General features: G+C 70.2%; 14 protein-coding genes and 4 pseudogenes. 14 read left to right on the top strand and 4 right to left on the bottom strand.

Going from position 1 to position 16,606, the window contains the following annotated elements; genetic code table 11:
* The first annotated feature begins 192 nt into the window (after positions 1-192).
* Entirely contained in the window at positions 193-2,559 is a 2,367-nt protein-coding gene (locus AB0M76_RS04190; RefSeq protein ID WP_365951440.1) for a hypothetical protein, read from the top strand.
* Complete coding sequence (locus AB0M76_RS04195; RefSeq protein ID WP_365951441.1) at positions 2,556-4,655, top strand: SNF2-related protein; 2,100 nt, start codon at positions 2,556-2,558, stop codon at positions 4,653-4,655. The genes AB0M76_RS04190 and AB0M76_RS04195 overlap by 4 nt, the downstream gene beginning before the upstream one ends.
* Positions 4,656-4,738: 83 nt before the next feature.
* Here the strand turns inward: AB0M76_RS04195 and AB0M76_RS04200 are convergent, their stop codons facing one another.
* On the bottom strand, positions 4,739-6,196 hold the full coding sequence (locus tag AB0M76_RS04200) for a hypothetical protein (protein ID WP_365951442.1): 1,458 nt from the start codon (positions 6,194-6,196) through the stop codon (positions 4,739-4,741).
* Between the two features lie 489 nt (positions 6,197-6,685).
* Positions 6,686-6,868: pseudogene (locus AB0M76_RS04205) on the bottom strand (CorA family divalent cation transporter); the annotation flags it as partial.
* A gap of 447 nt (positions 6,869-7,315) precedes the next feature.
* On the opposite strand from AB0M76_RS04205, the gene AB0M76_RS04210 reads away from it, so the two are divergent.
* The 8 genes and pseudogenes from AB0M76_RS04210 (at position 7,316) to AB0M76_RS04245 (ending at position 13,464) form a co-directional block, all read left to right on the top strand.
* Positions 7,316-7,933 (top strand): hypothetical protein, encoded by a 618-nt coding sequence (locus AB0M76_RS04210; RefSeq protein ID WP_365951939.1) that lies wholly within the window; start codon positions 7,316-7,318, stop codon positions 7,931-7,933.
* A gap of 67 nt (positions 7,934-8,000) precedes the next feature.
* Positions 8,001-8,888, top strand: coding sequence for a LysR family transcriptional regulator (locus AB0M76_RS04215; protein WP_365951443.1), 888 nt, complete (start codon positions 8,001-8,003; stop codon positions 8,886-8,888).
* A 613-nt stretch (positions 8,889-9,501) separates the two neighbouring features.
* On the top strand, positions 9,502-10,134 hold the full coding sequence (locus AB0M76_RS04220) for a hemerythrin domain-containing protein (protein ID WP_365951445.1): 633 nt from the start codon (positions 9,502-9,504) through the stop codon (positions 10,132-10,134).
* Positions 10,135-10,291: 157 nt separating this feature from the next.
* Complete coding sequence (locus AB0M76_RS04225; RefSeq protein WP_365951446.1) at positions 10,292-10,435, top strand: hypothetical protein; 144 nt, start codon at positions 10,292-10,294, stop codon at positions 10,433-10,435.
* A 23-nt stretch (positions 10,436-10,458) separates the two neighbouring features.
* Positions 10,459-10,671, top strand: coding sequence for a hypothetical protein (locus AB0M76_RS04230; protein WP_365951447.1), 213 nt, complete (start codon positions 10,459-10,461; stop codon positions 10,669-10,671).
* Positions 10,672-10,784: 113 nt separating this feature from the next.
* A pseudogene (locus AB0M76_RS04235) lies at positions 10,785-11,534 on the top strand (FAD-dependent oxidoreductase); the annotation flags it as partial.
* 90 nt (positions 11,535-11,624) lie between these two features.
* A complete protein-coding gene (locus AB0M76_RS04240; protein WP_365951448.1) occupies positions 11,625-12,935 on the top strand; it encodes an SgcJ/EcaC family oxidoreductase in 1,311 nt (436 codons plus the stop codon).
* Positions 12,936-12,993: 58 nt separating this feature from the next.
* Positions 12,994-13,464 (top strand): MarR family winged helix-turn-helix transcriptional regulator, encoded by a 471-nt coding sequence (locus AB0M76_RS04245; protein WP_365951449.1) that lies wholly within the window; start codon positions 12,994-12,996, stop codon positions 13,462-13,464.
* 188 nt (positions 13,465-13,652) lie between these two features.
* On the opposite strand, the pseudogene AB0M76_RS04250 reads toward AB0M76_RS04245, so the two are convergent.
* Positions 13,653-13,769 (bottom strand): annotated as a pseudogene (locus tag AB0M76_RS04250) (IS5/IS1182 family transposase); the annotation flags it as partial.
* Between the two features lie 72 nt (positions 13,770-13,841).
* Here AB0M76_RS04250 and AB0M76_RS04255 point away from each other — a divergent pair.
* The 3 genes and pseudogenes from AB0M76_RS04255 to AB0M76_RS04265 all read left to right on the top strand — a co-directional run.
* On the top strand, positions 13,842-14,645 hold the full coding sequence (locus AB0M76_RS04255) for an alpha/beta hydrolase (RefSeq protein ID WP_365951451.1): 804 nt from the start codon (positions 13,842-13,844) through the stop codon (positions 14,643-14,645).
* Positions 14,646-14,736: 91 nt separating this feature from the next.
* A complete protein-coding gene (locus AB0M76_RS04260) occupies positions 14,737-14,928 on the top strand; it encodes a hypothetical protein (RefSeq protein WP_365951453.1) in 192 nt (63 codons plus the stop codon).
* A gap of 42 nt (positions 14,929-14,970) precedes the next feature.
* Positions 14,971-15,108 (top strand): annotated as a pseudogene (locus AB0M76_RS04265) (short-chain dehydrogenase); the annotation flags it as partial.
* Positions 15,109-15,382: 274 nt separating this feature from the next.
* On the opposite strand, the gene AB0M76_RS04270 reads toward AB0M76_RS04265, so the two are convergent.
* Positions 15,383-15,778, bottom strand: coding sequence for a nuclear transport factor 2 family protein (locus tag AB0M76_RS04270; protein WP_365951454.1), 396 nt, complete (start codon positions 15,776-15,778; stop codon positions 15,383-15,385).
* Between the two features lie 97 nt (positions 15,779-15,875).
* On the opposite strand from AB0M76_RS04270, the gene AB0M76_RS04275 reads away from it, so the two are divergent.
* Complete coding sequence (locus AB0M76_RS04275) at positions 15,876-16,490, top strand: TetR/AcrR family transcriptional regulator (RefSeq protein ID WP_365951455.1); 615 nt, start codon at positions 15,876-15,878, stop codon at positions 16,488-16,490.
* Positions 16,491-16,606: the final 116 nt, after the last annotated feature.

The following is a 16,606-nucleotide window of genomic DNA, read 5'->3' on the forward strand; positions in this document are numbered from 1 at the left end:
TGCGTCGTCATGCAGTTGAGTTCCGCGCTCCTGCAGCGCACCGACGACGCACCCGTCCTCCACCGTGTCCTCCCGTACCCGTGCCCCACGGGCCGTGCACCGGCGCCTTCGCGCCCTCGGCCGTGACGGCGCGCGTGCAACGGGGCGGCGCGCGCTGCGACGGGTGTCGACCCCATGAGGAGGCTGCCGCCCGTGGCTGCCCGTAAGAGCACCTTCCAGTTCCTCGACTCCGGTCACCGGAACCTGATCTCCGACGCCGTCCCGCTCGACGGGGTCTTCCCCCTGCTGCCACCGGTCTTCGAGCCCCTGCGCGGCGAGCCCGCCCTCTCCGACGGGGAGCCGCCCACCGAACTCGGCAAGGCCGTCATGGAGTGGTACGCCAATGCCAACAGCTGCGCGCCCGAGGAGACCCCCGCCGGACTGGTGCGGGCCATCGAGGCGGTGTCGGCCGGCTCCGGCCGGGAAAACATCGAGGCCGTCCGCCGGGCGCAGTGGCGGCGCAACCACGCCGGGCTGCTGTCGGTGGCCCAGCTCGTGGTCTGCGTCCCGATGGTGCGCCCGGCCACCGTCCAGCCGCGCATGGCCGCCTCCGCCCAGCGGATCATGCGGGAGGTGTTCAAGAATTCATTGATCCACGAGGTCGGTTCCGGCCTGCGCATCCAGGCCCGCTCTGCCCAGCATCTGATCGACATCACCGATGCACAGCGGAAGGTCCGCAACCCGGCCGCGTACGCGGGTGAGGCCGAGAAGGAGTTCGCCGACTCGCTCGCCCTGGAAGGGATCCGCGAAGAGATCCGCGGGTTCGTGTACGACATGTACGTGTCGGACGACGAGCGCGGGCACCTCGTCGAGACGGACGACGGCTGGACGCGGGTCAGCGTCGCGCAGTCCTTCATGGGAGGGCTGATCTGCGCGAAGGCGGACCTGTCCACCCTGCACTGGGAGTACCCGGTCGGTTCCCTGACCGTCCGCCCGCACACCCCGGACAGCATCGAGGCGGCCCACCGTGCGCTGCGCTTCGAGGATGCGCCCTTCGCCGTCTGGCCGGCGAGCCGGACCAAGTCCGCGGTGCAGGCCTGGCTCGACGGTGCCCCGCCCGAGGCCCAGGCCACGCTGCGCATGATGACGGCCCGGATGGACATCGGCATCGCAGTCCGGCCGTACCGCAGGAACAGCGATCACGACGTGGTCTACGCCGACATGGCCCGTTTCCACGTCAAGGGGCAGAACCCGACCCTGTGGGGAAAGTCGGACGACGAAGCCTTCAAAGCTCGCACGGTCGTCAACGACCTCGTCCGTCAGCGGTTCCTGACCGAGGAGCAGCGGGACGTCTTCTTCGGCGACACGGAGGTTCCCTGGGCGGACGACCCGTCGCGCACCCCGTATCGCAACCGCGTAGTGGCCACCACGCACGTCATGGTTTCCACGGTGGTCCACGATCCGGCCGTCGACTTCCGGTACGCCCTCGTGCGCGACACGCTCAAGCGGCTGCGGGTGCCCAACTCGCCCCTCCAGGCCGCGACCACCACCGCCTCCCTGGCCGGTCTGGTCGCAGGCCTGGAAGGGGACGGCGAAATGGGCCAGTTCACCGCCGTGACCGCCCGCTCCTTCCGCAAGCCGGAACTGCGCGACATCGGTGCGCACGAAGGCAATTGGACCGAGCTGATCGACCGGGACCTCGAGGAGATCGCCGAAGGCGCCCGCAGGGAGCTGGAGACAGCCGCCCATGCCCAGCGGACCCCCCTCGGCCGGCACCAGCGGGCCCTGGCCATCCTCGCTCTCGTGGCACACGCCGCCAATCCCGCCCTGCGCGACTACCGGCTGCCGGACGGTACGCACGCCGATGGCACCCCGCGCCTGATCCGGTACCCGTCTTCGATGACCCTGACCGGCCGTGGCGGCCGTGGCGGGGTGATGAAGGTCGAAGCGGACGTCGTGGTCATGAACGCGGCCCGCTCGCCCGAGGGCATCGACCAGCTCGAGGCGATCGTCCGTGCGGCCATCGTCGAGGAACCCGTGGTCCCGGTCGACCCGGTGACCGGCCAAGACATGCTGGAGGAGTGGCTGCGGCGCGCCTGGGCCAAGGCCCACGGCACTGACCTCCGGCCGGCCGGCAGGGGCGCGGACGGCTTCGCGGGACCCTCGGTCCTCGCCCTCGACTCCCGGGCCGACGGCGTCGACCACGGGGACGGCCAGGGTCTCCGCACCGCCGTCGCCCTCGCGTTGTGGCCGGACGGCCCGGGAGCCGAAGAGGGCCGACGCGGCGCTGATCCGCTCTCCGAGACCGGCGCTTGGGGGAAGCAGATCGCCGCCCTGGCCGACGGCATCGACAACTTGGCTGCCTGGGCGGGCGGGCTCGCCGACGTCCGAGTGGACGCCGTACGAGCCGGTGTCGACGAGGAGGACTACGACCCCGACGACGAGAACCTGCCCCGCATGATCGACAAGGTGGGTATCGACCCCGAGGTGGAGAACGGCACCGATAAGTCCCTCGAAAGCCTGCGCCGCTTCCTCCGGCAGGGCGTGATGGCGTACCTCAGGCAACAGGCCCGCCGATGACCACACCACCCAAGGCCGAAGCCGCGCCCGCGGCCGAGCCTGCTGCCGGGGCCGGGGCCGGGGCCGGGCGCCGTCGCGTCACCGGCACGGTGGCGGCCGAGTCCAAGCGTGAGCCCGCGGTCGATCCTGCCGCCGGAGCCGGAGCCGGAGCCGGAGCCGGAGCCGGAGCCGGAGCCGGAGCCGGAGCCGGAGCCGGAGCCGGAGCCGGAGCCGGAGCCGAGGCCGTGCCCGCCGCCGGCGTCGGGGCCGAGGCCGCCGTCGGCGTCGAAGACCGTGGCGTGACCGGCACGGTGGCCGTGGACGAGGCCGGCCGGCCCATGGTCCGGCGGCCCGAGCACGTCACTGACCGGTGGTGGCTGGACGTGGCCGCCCTCCTCGGCCCGGCCGTGCACGGCACGCCCGCCACGGCCGTGACCGCGGTCTCGGTCGTCGTCCGCCGCGACCGGGCCCGGGCCCTGCCCCGGCTGCTCGCCCGCCATCCCGCGGCGGCAGCCCGCTGGACCTGGACCCCGGCCGCCGAACGGCTGCGCGCGGGCGGAGCCGCCGCCGCGGACGGACTGGCCGCGCTGCTCGCCGCCGACACGGCCGAACAGTCCGCGTGGCCGGGCGACATCGACCTCCCGGCCCTGGGCTTCGTCCGGACGCTGCTCCCCTTCCAGCGCACGGCCGCCGCCCGGCTGCTCCGCGCCGGCGGCGGCGCGAACTTCTCCGTGCCGGGCTCCGGGAAGACCACCGTGGCGTACGCCGTCTTCACCGCACTGCGGGCCCGGGGGGCCGCGCACGCCCTGCTCGTCGTCGCACCGCCCTCCGCGTTCGAGGCATGGGTGGAGGAGGCACGCGCCTGTTTCGCGCCGGACCGGGCGCCCGCCGTCGCCGTACGGCCCCGGGTCATGGCGCGCACCGACACCGTCGTCGTACTCAACTACGAGCGCCTCGGCGACCCGGCGGTGCGCGCCGCGCTCGCCGGCTGGTCCCGCGGGCGGAAAGTCCTCACCGTGTTCGACGAGGCCCACCGCGCCAAGGCCGGCGCAGCCTCCCGGCGCGGCGCGGAGGCGGCGGAACTCGCCCGCCGCGCCGACGCCGTGATGGTCCTGACCGGTACCCCGATGCCCAACCGGCCCCGCGACCTGGAGGCCGTGTTCGACCTGGTGTGGCCGGGGCAGGGACACCGGCTCGTCCACGGCGACCTCGCGCACCTCCGCGACCGGGCCTACGTACGCGCCACCAAGGACGACCTCGAACTCCCGCCCCTGGACCTGCGGGTGGAACGCATCACCCTCGACGCCTCCCACCGCGCCCTGTACGACGCCATGACCAGCCGCGTACGGCGGTGGGCGCGGGACGCCGCCGGGGCCGAGGGATCCGCCTCGGGGGCGGTGGCGGCCCAGGCGGGGCGCGCCCTGCTGCACCTGATCGCGGCCGCGGCCAACCCGGCCGCGGTCTTCGCCCCGGGGCGGCCGTGGTCGCTGCCGCTGGACGGGCCCGGCCACGCGGACCTGGCCTCCCTGGTGGCGGAACCGACCCGGCACATCCGCCCGGCCAAGGTGGTCCGCGCCGCTCAACTCGTGGCGGAGCACCGCGCCCAGGGCCGCAGGACCGTCCTCTGGTCGGGCTTCCTCGGCAACGTCGAGGCGCTGGTCACGGCGCTGGCCCGGCACCGTCCGGCCGTCGTCACAGGCGCCACCCCGCTGGACGGCCGCAAGGCCGAGCTCGGCCGCTTCCGCCACGACGACGACTGCTGGGCCCTCGTCGCGACCCCGCAGACCCTGGGCGAGGGGGTCTCCCTGCACCTGGCGTCCAGTGACCAGGTGCACCTGGACCGCGGCTACGCCGCAGGCACCTGGCTCCAGGCCCTCGACCGCACGCACCGCCTCGGCCTGCCCGCCGCGGTCCGCCCCACCTGCACGGTGCTGCTGGCCGCCGACACAGTCGACGAGCGGGTCAACGAGGTCCTCAACCACAAGGTCGCCGCCCTGGCGGCAGCCCTCCGAGACCCCGCCCTCCACCCGGTGGCGGACCCCTCCCTCACGGACGGCGACACGGACGCCCTGCTGGGCGACACCGACGCCCTCCGCGAACTCCTACGACCGTGGTGATGCCCGAGGGGTGACGCACGCTGCGCGTCCACCTCGATCGGCAGCGAGCCGGCTGCAGCGCTGCTGCACCGCAGCCGGCGGCGTCACCTGATCAGTCCCCGCCCAAGATCGCAAGACTCTGCAAAAGCCCTGGTAGGGGCGTGGAACGCGGCCGGCTTCAGGGGGAGCGGGCGCTGAACCTGAGCCCTCTTCATGAGTTCTGCGAACGGTGTCTCCGCAATCGAGCCACGCACGAAGGCGAGACCGTACCGGTCAACAGCATGCCGCACGTCGGGATCAAAGGCCTTCTTCTTGCCCCGCTGCGACACATCCACAGCGAGACACGGGTTGCCCTTGCTGTACACCCACCAAACCGTCACACGCTCCTTACCTCGAATCACATTCAGGAGCTCACTGCTTTGGGAGATGTCGGACTGGTATCTCATGTATTCAACGTCGGGCCCTGGAGGATCTTTGTCCTTACCTTCCTTCTTGAGCTCTTTCCGCCACTTCCCGGACCCCTCGTAATCGGCAGTCATGGTCAATCTGTCTTTCCTGATCACGTATGTCTGGGTCTCGGCCCTGACTGCTTCATGGCTCAGATTGGCGGGGTTCTCGATCTCGGCGACCACATCTGTCGAATATTCCTCTTCCGGATTCAACACCCTCCCCGGAGGTTCGATGAACTTGCCAGGTTTGATCACCCGGTATATGTCGCCCGGATCCTTCGCGATCCTGATTTTGATCCAATAGATGCTTCCGAGCACGTAGACCGGGACCTGACCAGCGTTTTTGATGCGCAGGCGGACCCGCAGGTACATCTTCTCCCCCTTCCTGTCCAAACTTGGTGTGCCGAACTCAGCCGTACTCTGCACCAGCGGCTGAGCCACAGAAGGAACGTAGACCAGCCCATATGCCAAGTTGGTGACGACGAGGAGGATGGAGACGATCGCCCCGATCGCGATTCGCCTGGGAATGTGAATCCCCTTCCACACTCGGCCTCGGACGGCTAGCATCCACATGGCCCAGAAGGACCAGATCGCATGGGGTATCCAGATCCATGCGTACCACGGATACGGCCGGTTGAGGGTGTGCATCAAGAGCATCCCCAAGCTGGTGAGGAGGGCGATCGAGACTCCGAGCAGCGCGACCGGTCCCGATTGAGCCACTTTCCTCCTGCCCCAATAGTCGATAACGGCCAGAATACACAGCACTTCCACCACGCCCATGGCCAGCAAAATAAACCCTGTTATTCGCCCGGCGAAGTCGAGCGCATCAGCGGAGTCCATTGCACCGATATGGATGAGCACGCAGACGGTCCACAGGAGGCCGGCTCCCATGGCGATGCCAGTTATTCGTCGAGGCAACGGGCGATCCGGCCAGACAGTGCTGTTTCCGCCGCGCCATTGGATGTCATCCTCGAACGTCAGGCCAGCCTTACGCAGGACTTTCTGCAGTTCATGGGCGCTCCGCACCTTGCCGACGAACTTGCCGTTGATCACCACTTTTCGCAGGCCGATGTCATCAGGTGGCGCCACGACTACCGCGGGAGTGTTCTCCATGGCGCAAGCCTGCCGCCGCCCCTGGGCGAACGCCCCTGGGGCGCGCTTCCCGGGGGCGCCTCCCGTGCGATATCGGGGCCACGGCCGTCACCCGAATGGAGTAACAGGTTGCGCGCCTCGACGCCGTGCGGGGTCAGGCTGGTGACGACCGTGCCGCTCGTCAATGTCGGAGGTCCTGATGCGCACACGACTTATCGGGTTCACCGCCGCCGTGATACTGGCCGTTCTCGGCCCCGTCGTCCCTGCTGCGCACGCAGCCGTGGTTGCACCGACTCCGACGCCCAGTGTCGACGGGCAGACGTGTGAGGAAGGCAGGGGGACCGTGGAGTATGACTCCACCACCAGCTCGTGGGTCTGTATCGGCGGCACGCACGACGGCAATCCCATCGCCTGAAGCAAAACCTCGCTACCGGGGCCGAGATGTGGATCTCGCAGAGGGGGCGGTGGCGTGCGCTGTGGCGAAGTTGATCAGTCATCCGCGCCCGCCGCCTACAGCCAGTTGCGCTTCTTGAAGATGACGTACAGGCTCACGCAGACCACGGCCATGAGCAGGATGGCGAACGGGTAGCTGAAGTGCCAGCTCAGTTCGGGCATGCTCGAGAAGTTCATGCCGTAGATCGTGCCGACCAGGGTCGGGGCGAAGAGGATGGGCGCCCAGGAGGAGATCTTCTTGAAGCCGTCACCCTCACGCGGCTGACCTGCGGAAATCGGCTGAACAGGCGGCCTGACCTGCAGCAATCGACCTTTCTGAGTCTTTCACCCTGCTGCCCGTCTATGCAGCCGATTCTCCCCAGCCGCCTCCCAACGAGCCTCATTCCCCCCAGATTCCCCCCAGCGGGGGAGGCTTCTGGCAGAGGATTGCCGCTGGTTGGGGCCGTGATCCCGGCGGTATGGAGGGCTGCGCGACGTAGGCGAAGGGAACAGTACGACCTGACGATCGCGGACGTCCCTGCCTATCTCCGCGCCCAGGTTGAATGAGGAGGCTGTGGTGTTTGTGGCCGATGAGTCTGAGCGACCTGTTGCCGCTGCTGTTGTGGTGCACGAGGGGCGGTTGCTGTTGGTGCGGCATCGCATCGCGGAGGGGTATCTGTCCTGGCAGTTCCCTGCTGTGCGACCGGGATGGAGAGCGCCGCGGCCAGCGGGGACAGGCCTGTTGACGACGCAACGGCGGGGCCGTGGGCGACGGTCCGGTCAGCGGACGTATACCGCGATAAGCCGTGGGCGCAGCATCGACTCAGAAGCCGAGTCGGGATCAGCTTCGACATCACCACCGAGGCCAGCACCGACCGGATCGCCCACGACCTCACCATCGGGATGGCCGACCGAGACTTCCCCGGACGACCCACCCGGCAGACCAGCAACTTCACCCCCAGCCAGATCGGCGTCTTCGCTGCCTACGCCACGACCCGTGGCCGCGCACTGGTGGACCGGGAGCTCTACCCGCCCAAGTCCTGGACCAAGGGTGAGCTGGCCAAGCGCCTGGTGCTGCGTGCCCTGGCCTCCGACCAGTTTGAAGCCTTCCTGACAGGACCGAACTGTTCGCCCCTGATGTGGTCCTCACGAGCTGCAAGGTGCCGCACACGCGCCTTGAGGAGATTGCCGCCCTGCGGCGGCTCAGCGTGCCGGCACCTCGGCGAGCCCCCCGTACTCGATCCACTCGTGGGTGCGCCATCGGGGCAGGAGTTTGCCGCCCGGCACGCCCGCTCCAGTCAGTGGTCCTGCGCCGCGGAGCTGTGATCAACATATACTTCGGCGGCTCGACAGCCTCTGGGTTCTCGGCGGAGAAGGACACACGGGGGGTGTGATGGAACTGCGGGACATCGAGATCTTTCTGGTCCTGGCCGAGGAGTTGCACTTCGGCCGGAGCGCCGAGCGGCTCAGGGTCTCCCAGGCACGGGTCAGCCAGGCCATCAGAAAACAGGAACGGCGGATCGGCGCCGCGCTGTTCGAGCGCACCAGCCGCACCGTGCGCCTGACCAGCGTCGGACGCCAGCTGCGCGCCGACCTGCAGCCGGTCTATGCGGGCCTGCACGAGTCCCTGGAACGCGCCCGGCTGGCCGCCCGCGGTGTCACCGGCAGGCTCCGCGTCGGCATGATGCCGTTCAACGTCGTCGACATGCACCCCTACTGGAGGGAGTTCCGCTCGCGGTATCCACAGTGGGAGCTGGAGATCCGCCAGCTGGCGTTCGTGGATCCGTTCGGCCGGCTCCGTGACGACGACATGGACGTCCTCGTCACCTGGCTGCCCGTGGAGGAACCGGACCTCACCGTCGGCCCGGTCCTGTGCACGGACCCCCGGATCCTCGCCGTTGCCGCCGACCACGAGCTCGCCCAGCGGACGTCGGCGCGACTGGAGATGTTCGCCGACTTCCAGCACGCCGTCGCACCCGGCATGCCGGACTACTGGGAGGACAGCTACCTGCCCTTCCACACTCCCCAGGGCCGGCCGATCGAGCGTGGGCGCCCCGTGACCAACGCGGAGGAGCTGATCAACCAGGTCGGCATGGGCGAGATCGGCCACAGCTTCCCCAGCCATGTCGCTCGGCACTGGGGCATGCCGAACATCCGCTGGATACCCGTCACGGACCTGGCGGCCTTGTCCTACGCTCTGGTCTGGCGGACCGAGGCGGAGAACGAGCTGATCGGCGCTCTCGCCAACACGGTCCGCGAACTCGGCGCATTGCAGTTCTGACGCGCCGCCACGTCTCGGAGTCGAGGATGCCGCCGTCGCCGGCCGGACGGGCACGGTCCCGGGGTTTCTTCCCCCTGGCGGTGACGGTGTCGGCGGGCACAACGCCGGCATCAGGTCGGGAGACCGGCTGGTGCCCGGCGAGCCGGTGGTCCAGCCGCCCGGGATGCAGGACACTCCGACACCACCGATCGCCGAACTCCTGACCCCGCAGCACCTGTCCGGCCCGGCTCAGATGCCCGGGTGACCCGTGCTTGGGCGGTCCGGAGCCGTTCGGCTGTCCCGACCGAAGTGCGTCTCCTCCGCCAGGCCAGGAAAATCTCCCTGTCGCGTCGTTCCACGACCGCCCCGGTACGGCGATAACCGTTGAGTTATCGATCAATGCACGAAGCCTGTGTTGATCCGGACATGGCTCTCACGGGAGGCTTAGGTACCCGGGCAGGCTGGCCGTCGAGGGACTCGGGTCCCCCAGCCGCCCTCTCGTCCGGCCACCTTTCCCATGATGGCCCGCTCCGTCAGGCGTGGCTTTCCGCTGCCCTGTTCCTGGAAGAACCAGTCATGACGCCACTGCCTGACGGGGGCTCACCCGGTCACCGGCACCAGGAGTCAGACAGACGTGCGAGACAGGTTCGACATGACCGTGACGTACGCAATGCACAACGCATTACGAAGGGAGTTGCACTACCTTGCCCGAGCCGCCGCCCGCGCCCATCCCGATCCACGGAACGTTCTGCGCACCGCCGCGGGCTGGGAGTTGTTCCGGAGGGCTTTGCACGCCCACCACGCCGCCGAGGACGACGCCCTGTGGCCCTCCCTGCGCCAGGCCCTGTACGGCCGCCCCCTCTCCCTGGCGCGGCTGGAGGCGATCGAGGCCGAGCACGCCGCACTCGCCCTCCTGCTCAAGGCGATCGACCAGGCGCTGGCCGGACCCGATATCGGGCTCGACCTGTTCAGCGAGCTCACCGGCTCGCTGGTCACCGGTCTACGCGGGCATCTCCGCCACGAGGAGGAGGCTATCTTCCCGCTGGTCCAGACCATCCTGAGCAAGGAGCAGTGGGAGCACTTCGGGCGCGTCCACACCCAGCGGATCGAGGCCGATGCGGCACGGATCCTGCCATGGCTCCTGGACGGCGTCGCCGAGCGGACCGTGGCCGCCATTCTGACGCAGCTCCTGCCTGAGTCCGCGCACCACACGTACACGCACCGATGGCAGCCCGCCTACGCGGTGCTCGACCGGTGGGGTATTTAGGGCGCTCTGACCGACACCCGGCCCTAAGCCCTGTCTCCGCCGGGAGCCCTCCGCTGTTCTCGGCGTGTTGCCGTCCCCTCCTCTCCCGCGGTCCAGGGGCGGGTCCGTGCCCGTGGACCGCATTCCACTCAGCCCGTTCCACTCAAGGAGTTCCATCATGACCACCGTCGAGCCCATACAGGGCACCGACACCGGCCAGGCGCCGACGTCCGGGCGCGGCCTCCCGATCGTCCCGCTGCGGCGATGGCTCGCCCTGGTGGCGGTGGCCGTCGGCACCTTCGCCATGGTGACCGCCGAGTAGTTGCCGATGGGGCTGCTCTGAGCGTGCAGACCTGGATCCTGCAGTCGGCACCCCGGGAGGCCGAGGCCGCCACCGCCCTGAACACCTCGGTGTTCAACCTCGCCATCGCCCTCGGCGCCCTGTTCGGCGGCCTCGTCGTCGACGCCGCCACCCTCACCGCCGCGCTCTGGGTCGGTGCGGCGGTCGGCCTGCTGACCACCCTGACCGTCTGGCGGACTCGCGGCGCAGCCGGCTGACGCCCAAGTCGCGCCCACACTTGAGGAACTCCCATGTGCAAACGTTTTGACGTCGTCGTCCTCGGAGCCGGCCCCGGCGGCTACGTCGCCGCCGTCCGCGCCGCCCAGCTGGCGCCGAACCTGCCAAGCAGTACCGGAAGTTGGGCATTCAGGTGCTCACCTCGACCCGCGTCGAGGCGATCGACGAGTCCGGCCCGGAGGTCCGCGTCACCGTCACCGGCAAGGACGGGGTCCAGAAGGTCCTGGAGGCCGACAGGGTCCTCCAGGCCATCGGCTTCGCCCCGAACGTCACGGGCTACGGCCTGGAGCACACCGGCGTGGCCCTCACCGAGCGCGGTGCGATCGAGGTCGATGGCCGCTGCCGCACCTCCGTGCCGCACATCTACGCCATCGGTGACGTGACCGCGAAGCTGATGCTCGCGCACACCGCCGAGGCCATGGGCGTCATCGCGGCCGAGACCATCGGGGACGCGGAGACCATGGAGCTCGACTACCCGATGATCCCGCGCGCGACCTACTGCCAGCCGCAGATCGCCAGCTTCGGCTGGACCGAGGCGCAGGCCCGCGAGAAGGGCTTCGACGTCAAGGTCGCCAAGTTCCCGTTCGTGGCGAGCGGCAAGGCGCACGGTCTCGGCGACGCCACCGGCTTCGTGAAGATCATTGCCGACGCCAAGTACGGCGAGATCATCGGCGCCCACCTGATCGGCCCCGACGTCACCGAGCTGCTGCCCGAGCTGACGCTGGCCCAGCAGTGGGACCTCACGGTCCACGAGGTCGCGCGGAACGTCCACGCGCACCCGACGCTGGGCGAGGCCGTGAAGGAAGCCATCCACGGCATTGCCGGACACGTGATCAATCTCTGAGACGAAACCCCGCGCGCACTGCGCGGATTCGAAGCAAGTCACCATTCCATCGAACGAGGCGAAACGTCTCGTTTCTCAGACAGGAACGCCATGAAGGTTCTGCTCACCGGTGCCACCGGCTACATCGGCTCCGCCGTCACCGACCACCTCGCCGCCGCCGGCCACCAGGTCGTCGCGCTCACCCGCAGCGCCGAGCCGCAGCCCGGCCGAGCCTGGCACGCCCAGCTGGTCGGCGACACCGCCGACCCGGCCTCGCTGACCGGTGCGGTGACCCCCGACATCGAGGCAGTGATCCACCTGGCTCCCCCGAGCGGCGACGCCGATGTCGACACCGCCGTCATCGAGGTGCTCGCCACTCCACTGCGCGGCACCGGCCGCCCCTTCGTCTACACCAGCGGCGTCTGGGTTCTCGGCGCCACCGGCAAGGCCCAGGAGGTCGACGAGCAGGCCCCGGTCAACCCGATCGACATCGTCGGCTACCGCCCGCGGATCGAGGAGCGGGTGCTGGCCGAGGCCGCCGAGGGCGTGCGCGCGGTCGTGGTCCGGCCCGGCATCGTGTACGGCCGCGGCGGCGGCATCCCCGCCATCCTCGTCGACCGGGCCCGCCTGCAGGGGGTGCCCGAGTACTACGGCGGGGAGGGCGTGCGCTGGCCGACCGTGCACGTGGACGACCTGGCCGAGCTGTTCGTGGCCGCCGTCGAGCGGGCCGAGGCCGGCACCGTCTGGCACGGCGTCGGTGAGACCGCCATCACGGTCCGTGACCTTGCTCGGGCCGCGGGCCGCGCGGCCGGAGTGCTCGCCGCCCCGCACGCGGTGCCGGTGGAGCAGGCCGCCGAGGTCTTCGGCCCGCCCTTCGCCGACGCACTGGCCCTCGACCAGAGCGTCAGCGGCGCCGCCGCCCGTACCGTCCTCGGCTGGCAGCCCAGCCGACCGCGCGCGGTGGCCGAGCTGGTGTCAGGCTCGTACCGGCCGGTCGAGGTGTTCGGTGCCCCGGACGGCCCCGGGACCGACGCCGAGGTGGCCGCAATCCGCCGCCTGGTCGCCGAGGTCGAACACGCCCAGCAAAACGAGCTGGTCGACCGGTTCCTGAGCGTCTTCCGCCGTCAGGACCCGGTGTGGACCACCGGCCACGGCAAGCGGCTGTCGGGCTTCGAGGAGATCGCGACCTTCACCCGCAAGGTGCTCCCCGGTGCGGCGGCCGAGTCCACCGCCGTCTACGACGTCGAGCGCGTGCTGTTCCTGCGGCCCGACGTCGCCGCGGTCAACGTCCGCCAGCAGCCCGTCCACCACGACGGCACCCGGATCACCGACCGCCCTGAGGGCCGCCCCTTCTACCTCCTGGTCAAGGAGGACGGCACCTGGCGCATCGGCGCCGCCCAGAACACCATCGTGGCCGACTGACGGCCCTGCACGGATTGCGGTGCAGGTTTCTCGCTCGAAGTAGCAGGGGGAACATTCCATGACGACCCAGCAGATGTCCGATGAGGAACTCGCCGGACAGCCCGCCGCGTACTGGACCGGTGTCGCCTGCGAGGCGCTGATCGCGTTCACCCGGGCCCGGCAGCTCGAGAAGGGTTACACCCAGCCCCAGTTCTGGCTGCTGCGCAACCTGTCGGTGAACGACATCTCGCCCGATGGCGAAGGGATGACCGTGGCCGAGCTGCGGGAGGCGATGAGGTCGTACATCCGGCCCGAGGACGACCTGGCGGCAGAATCCGCGGTGCTCGAGGAGCGCGGCTGGCTGAGTCGGGATGCCGAGGACCGGCTGTGGCTCACGGAGAAGGGGGAGCAGGCCCGGGTGGACCTTGCACGCAATGCGCCCGCGATCCGTGCCGCCCTCCACGAGGGCATCGATGATGCGGACTACGTCGTCGCGCTGAGGGTGCTCGGTCAGCTGATCCGCAACGCGGGTGCGACGGCCCCCTCCTGACAGGCCGACAGGCCTTGGACGCCCCGCGTTTGGCGAGCCGGCACGGGGCGCGGTCGGTCAGCCTGGCCCACCCGGCCGGAGCTGACCGGCCTGGGCCCGCTTGGCCCACGCGGCTCGACCTCGCCTACGGCAGGCGCCGCCGGACGCCCGCGTCGGCCTGACCCCACCCGGCAGTTGCCGACACTGTTGGCAAACCGATCAGACGGCGGCGGCCGACCAGGGCAGCGGTGCCGCCTGGGCGGACGTGGCGGCAACAACGGAGCCACCCGCTCCCACAGGTCATCAGGCGCAAGATCGTCCGGCATCTCCAGAACTCTGCCGTCCGAACACCCCAACTGCCAAACCCTCAGAACATCGCCACGAAACGCGAGGCCCACATGGCACGAGAGTTCACGGTCGCGGCCGCCGACACCCACCTCCATGGTGTCGACCACGGTGTCGACACCCTCGGCGGGAAGCCTCCGCTCCTCTTCCTCAACGGCGGCTTCGCCACGCAACGGCAGTGGAACCACGTCATCGGGCGGCTCGGGGGAACCTACCGCGCCGTCACGTTCGACGCGCGGGGGCGAGGGAGATCGGGCACGTCCTCGGACTACTCGCTGAGAGGCGCCATCGACGACGTCGACCGCGTGATCGAAGCGACGGCGCTCAGGCGTCCGATTCTGGTCAGCTGGTCCCACGGTGCGACGATCGCCCTGTGCTACGCGGCCGATTACCCGGAGATGGTGAGCGGGCTCGTCCTCGTCGACGGCGCGTACCCGGTCTCCGTGTTCGACGCAGCGGGCAAGGAGGGCGTGCGCGAGCGGTTCCGCGGACTCGGGTGGATCACGCGTGTTCTGGCCTTCTTCGGGCGCTCGGCCAGGCTGACCCCGCAGGAGTCCGCCGAGGTCGTCATCGGGATCGACGAGGTCAACGGCGACCTCGGCCCCGACTTCGAGGGCCTGGGCTGTCCGACCGTGTTCGTGGTCGGGAGCGGCGCCCACTCCGGCGCCTCCGCACAGGAGATGAGCACGATACGGGCCGCGGCCGCGAGGGCCGCGGCGACCAACGACCGGGTGACCGTGTTCGCGACCACGATGAGCAACCACGCGCGGATCCTCGCCGAGGATCCCGGCGTCGTGGCCGCCGCGATCGAGGACGTCGCAGGCCGCTCGATGAGCGCCGGCGCCACCGGTCCCTGACGAGCTCGCCCCGCCATGAGACCACCCCACCGCATGAACCGCCCATCACGCGAAGCGATACGTCTCGTCCACTTTCCGAAGAGTGTCGCCCATGCCGACCAGAGGCCAGGGCAACACCGATTGCGTCCGGTTCGTCACCCGGTACGGGCCACGGGCCCGGGCGGCCTTCGCCGACCCGGCGCCGGCCGTGGCCGACCACGTGGCCGGCACAGCCCGCACCACCGGGCCACCGGGGGAACCCGCGTACCCGACGGGTGTGTTGCCCCTGGGCATCTTGATGTGATGGACAGGGGCGCCGGGACTGGCGCGTCGCCGGCGGGCGTGTCACGCGACCAGTCGGTACGCCCTCCCGTTGATGGTCGCGCGGGGGAGCGGCCCGGTGGTGGAGGTCACCGACGGCAACACCGACTGCTACCGCGGCTCGTGCTTCTGCGACCTCGCGAAGTCGTCGGTGATCCGTCTCGCGGTCCGGGCGCACGCTCCAGCTCACCGACGAGGTGACCCTGATCAACCCGGGCGTGCACTTCCCGGGCAGCGCGGTGCTGCACCGGAGCGCGGGCGACGGGGCGCTGTTCACCGGCGACGTGGTCAACGTCTGCCCGGACGGCGCTGGGTGACTCTCATGTACAGATGCGCCCACCACATCCCGGAGCGCCCGCACGCGGTCCGCGCGGCGGCGGACCTGCTCGCCGGCGGGGGCGCCGGAGCCGGGCCGGCTCCGGCGGTTCAGTGCCGCTTCACGCGTCGTCGGACTCGGTGGCCAGCGGGACCTCGCCGGCCGTCTTGCTGAAGCCGAGGGCCTCCACGATCCGGCCGTCCGTCACACGCATGACGTTGACGCCGTGGACCCACTGGTCGGGGCCGTCCCCGAAGCGGTACGTCCACACGATCGTCGCGCGGTCGTCCGCAACGATCACCTCCTGTGGCGTGAACTGTGAGGTGAGGTCCTCGACCAGGGCCGTCCACCACTCCGTACAGGCTTCGCGCCCCACGACCCGCTCCCCGCCCGGTGCGGGCTGGACGCTCTCCATGACGCAGTCCTCGGCGATCAGGTCGACCAGCAGACCGGCCTCGCGGTCGGCGAACGCGCGGTTGAAACGGTCAATGACTTCGGCGGTGCTGCGCACGGACATGACGCCTCCTCGAACGGGATAGACCAGTCAGTCTATCTTCTGTGGGATATAGATAGACCGATTGATCTACCGTGTCAAGTGCTGGCACAATCACGCCATGACCGCTTCCGCCAAGCCGGGCCCCCGCGAACGCCTGCTGCTCGCCGCCCAAGAGCTGACCTACACGCACGGTGTCGGCGTCGGCGTGGACGCCCTGCTCAAGGCGGCCGGTGTCGCACGCCGTTCCCTGTACGAGCACTTCGGCGGCAAGGACGGCTTGATCGCCGAGGTCCTGCGCCGCAGCACCGCCGAGGACGTGGCGGAGTACCGCGCCACCATGGACGCCGCGGGCGACGATCCGCGGACCCGGCTCCTCGCGGTCGTCGACCGGCTCGGACGCATCGCCGCGGGCCCGGACTTCCACGGCTGCCGTTACCTCGCTGCCGACCTCGCGCTCACCGACCGGGAGCATCCCGGCCACGAGGTCACGCGGGCCTATAGGCGCACCCTCCACGGGCTGTTCACGGAGGAGTTGGCCGCCCTCGGGCACACCTGCCCCGGCTTCGCCGCCGACCAGCTGCTCATCCTCGTCGACGGCCTTCTCGCCACCGGCGCGGCCCGCCCCGAGGACCGGCCGCCCGCCGCCGCGGCCCGCGAACTCGCCGAGCACATCGTCGACACCGGGCTCCCCTCGGCCGCTGCGTCGACGGACGCCCCGCCTCGGACACCGTGAGGGCGGAACGGGAGTCCCGACGGTAAGGAGATCTTGCTGGCAGGCGCGGTCGGCCCTTGGGGGATGTGGCGGGTGAGCGGCTCAGCTGCGGGATTCTCGGGACTCGTCGAAGAGGG

Source organism: Streptomyces sp. NPDC051364 (genome assembly GCF_040682115.1).
Lineage (GTDB): Bacteria > Actinomycetota > Actinomycetes > Streptomycetales > Streptomycetaceae > Streptomyces.

Excerpts from the sequence above, each read along its gene's own strand:
- AB0M76_RS04195 (WP_365951441.1), top strand. The coding sequence starts at position 2,556 with ATGACCACACCACCCAAGGCCGAAGCCGCGCCCGCGGCCGAGCCTGCT.
- AB0M76_RS04200 (WP_365951442.1), bottom strand. The coding sequence starts at position 6,196 with ATGGAGAACACTCCCGCGGTAGTCGTGGCGCCACCTGATGACATCGGC.
- AB0M76_RS04210 (WP_365951939.1), top strand. The coding sequence starts at position 7,316 with ATGGAGAGCGCCGCGGCCAGCGGGGACAGGCCTGTTGACGACGCAACG.
- AB0M76_RS04215 (WP_365951443.1), top strand. The coding sequence starts at position 8,001 with ATGGAACTGCGGGACATCGAGATCTTTCTGGTCCTGGCCGAGGAGTTG.
- AB0M76_RS04225 (WP_365951446.1), top strand. The coding sequence starts at position 10,292 with ATGACCACCGTCGAGCCCATACAGGGCACCGACACCGGCCAGGCGCCG.
- AB0M76_RS04240 (WP_365951448.1), top strand. The coding sequence starts at position 11,625 with ATGAAGGTTCTGCTCACCGGTGCCACCGGCTACATCGGCTCCGCCGTC.
- AB0M76_RS04245 (WP_365951449.1), top strand. The coding sequence starts at position 12,994 with ATGACGACCCAGCAGATGTCCGATGAGGAACTCGCCGGACAGCCCGCC.
- AB0M76_RS04255 (WP_365951451.1), top strand. The coding sequence starts at position 13,842 with ATGGCACGAGAGTTCACGGTCGCGGCCGCCGACACCCACCTCCATGGT.
- AB0M76_RS04260 (WP_365951453.1), top strand. The coding sequence starts at position 14,737 with ATGCCGACCAGAGGCCAGGGCAACACCGATTGCGTCCGGTTCGTCACC.
- AB0M76_RS04270 (WP_365951454.1), bottom strand. The coding sequence starts at position 15,778 with ATGTCCGTGCGCAGCACCGCCGAAGTCATTGACCGTTTCAACCGCGCG.
- AB0M76_RS04275 (WP_365951455.1), top strand. The coding sequence starts at position 15,876 with ATGACCGCTTCCGCCAAGCCGGGCCCCCGCGAACGCCTGCTGCTCGCC.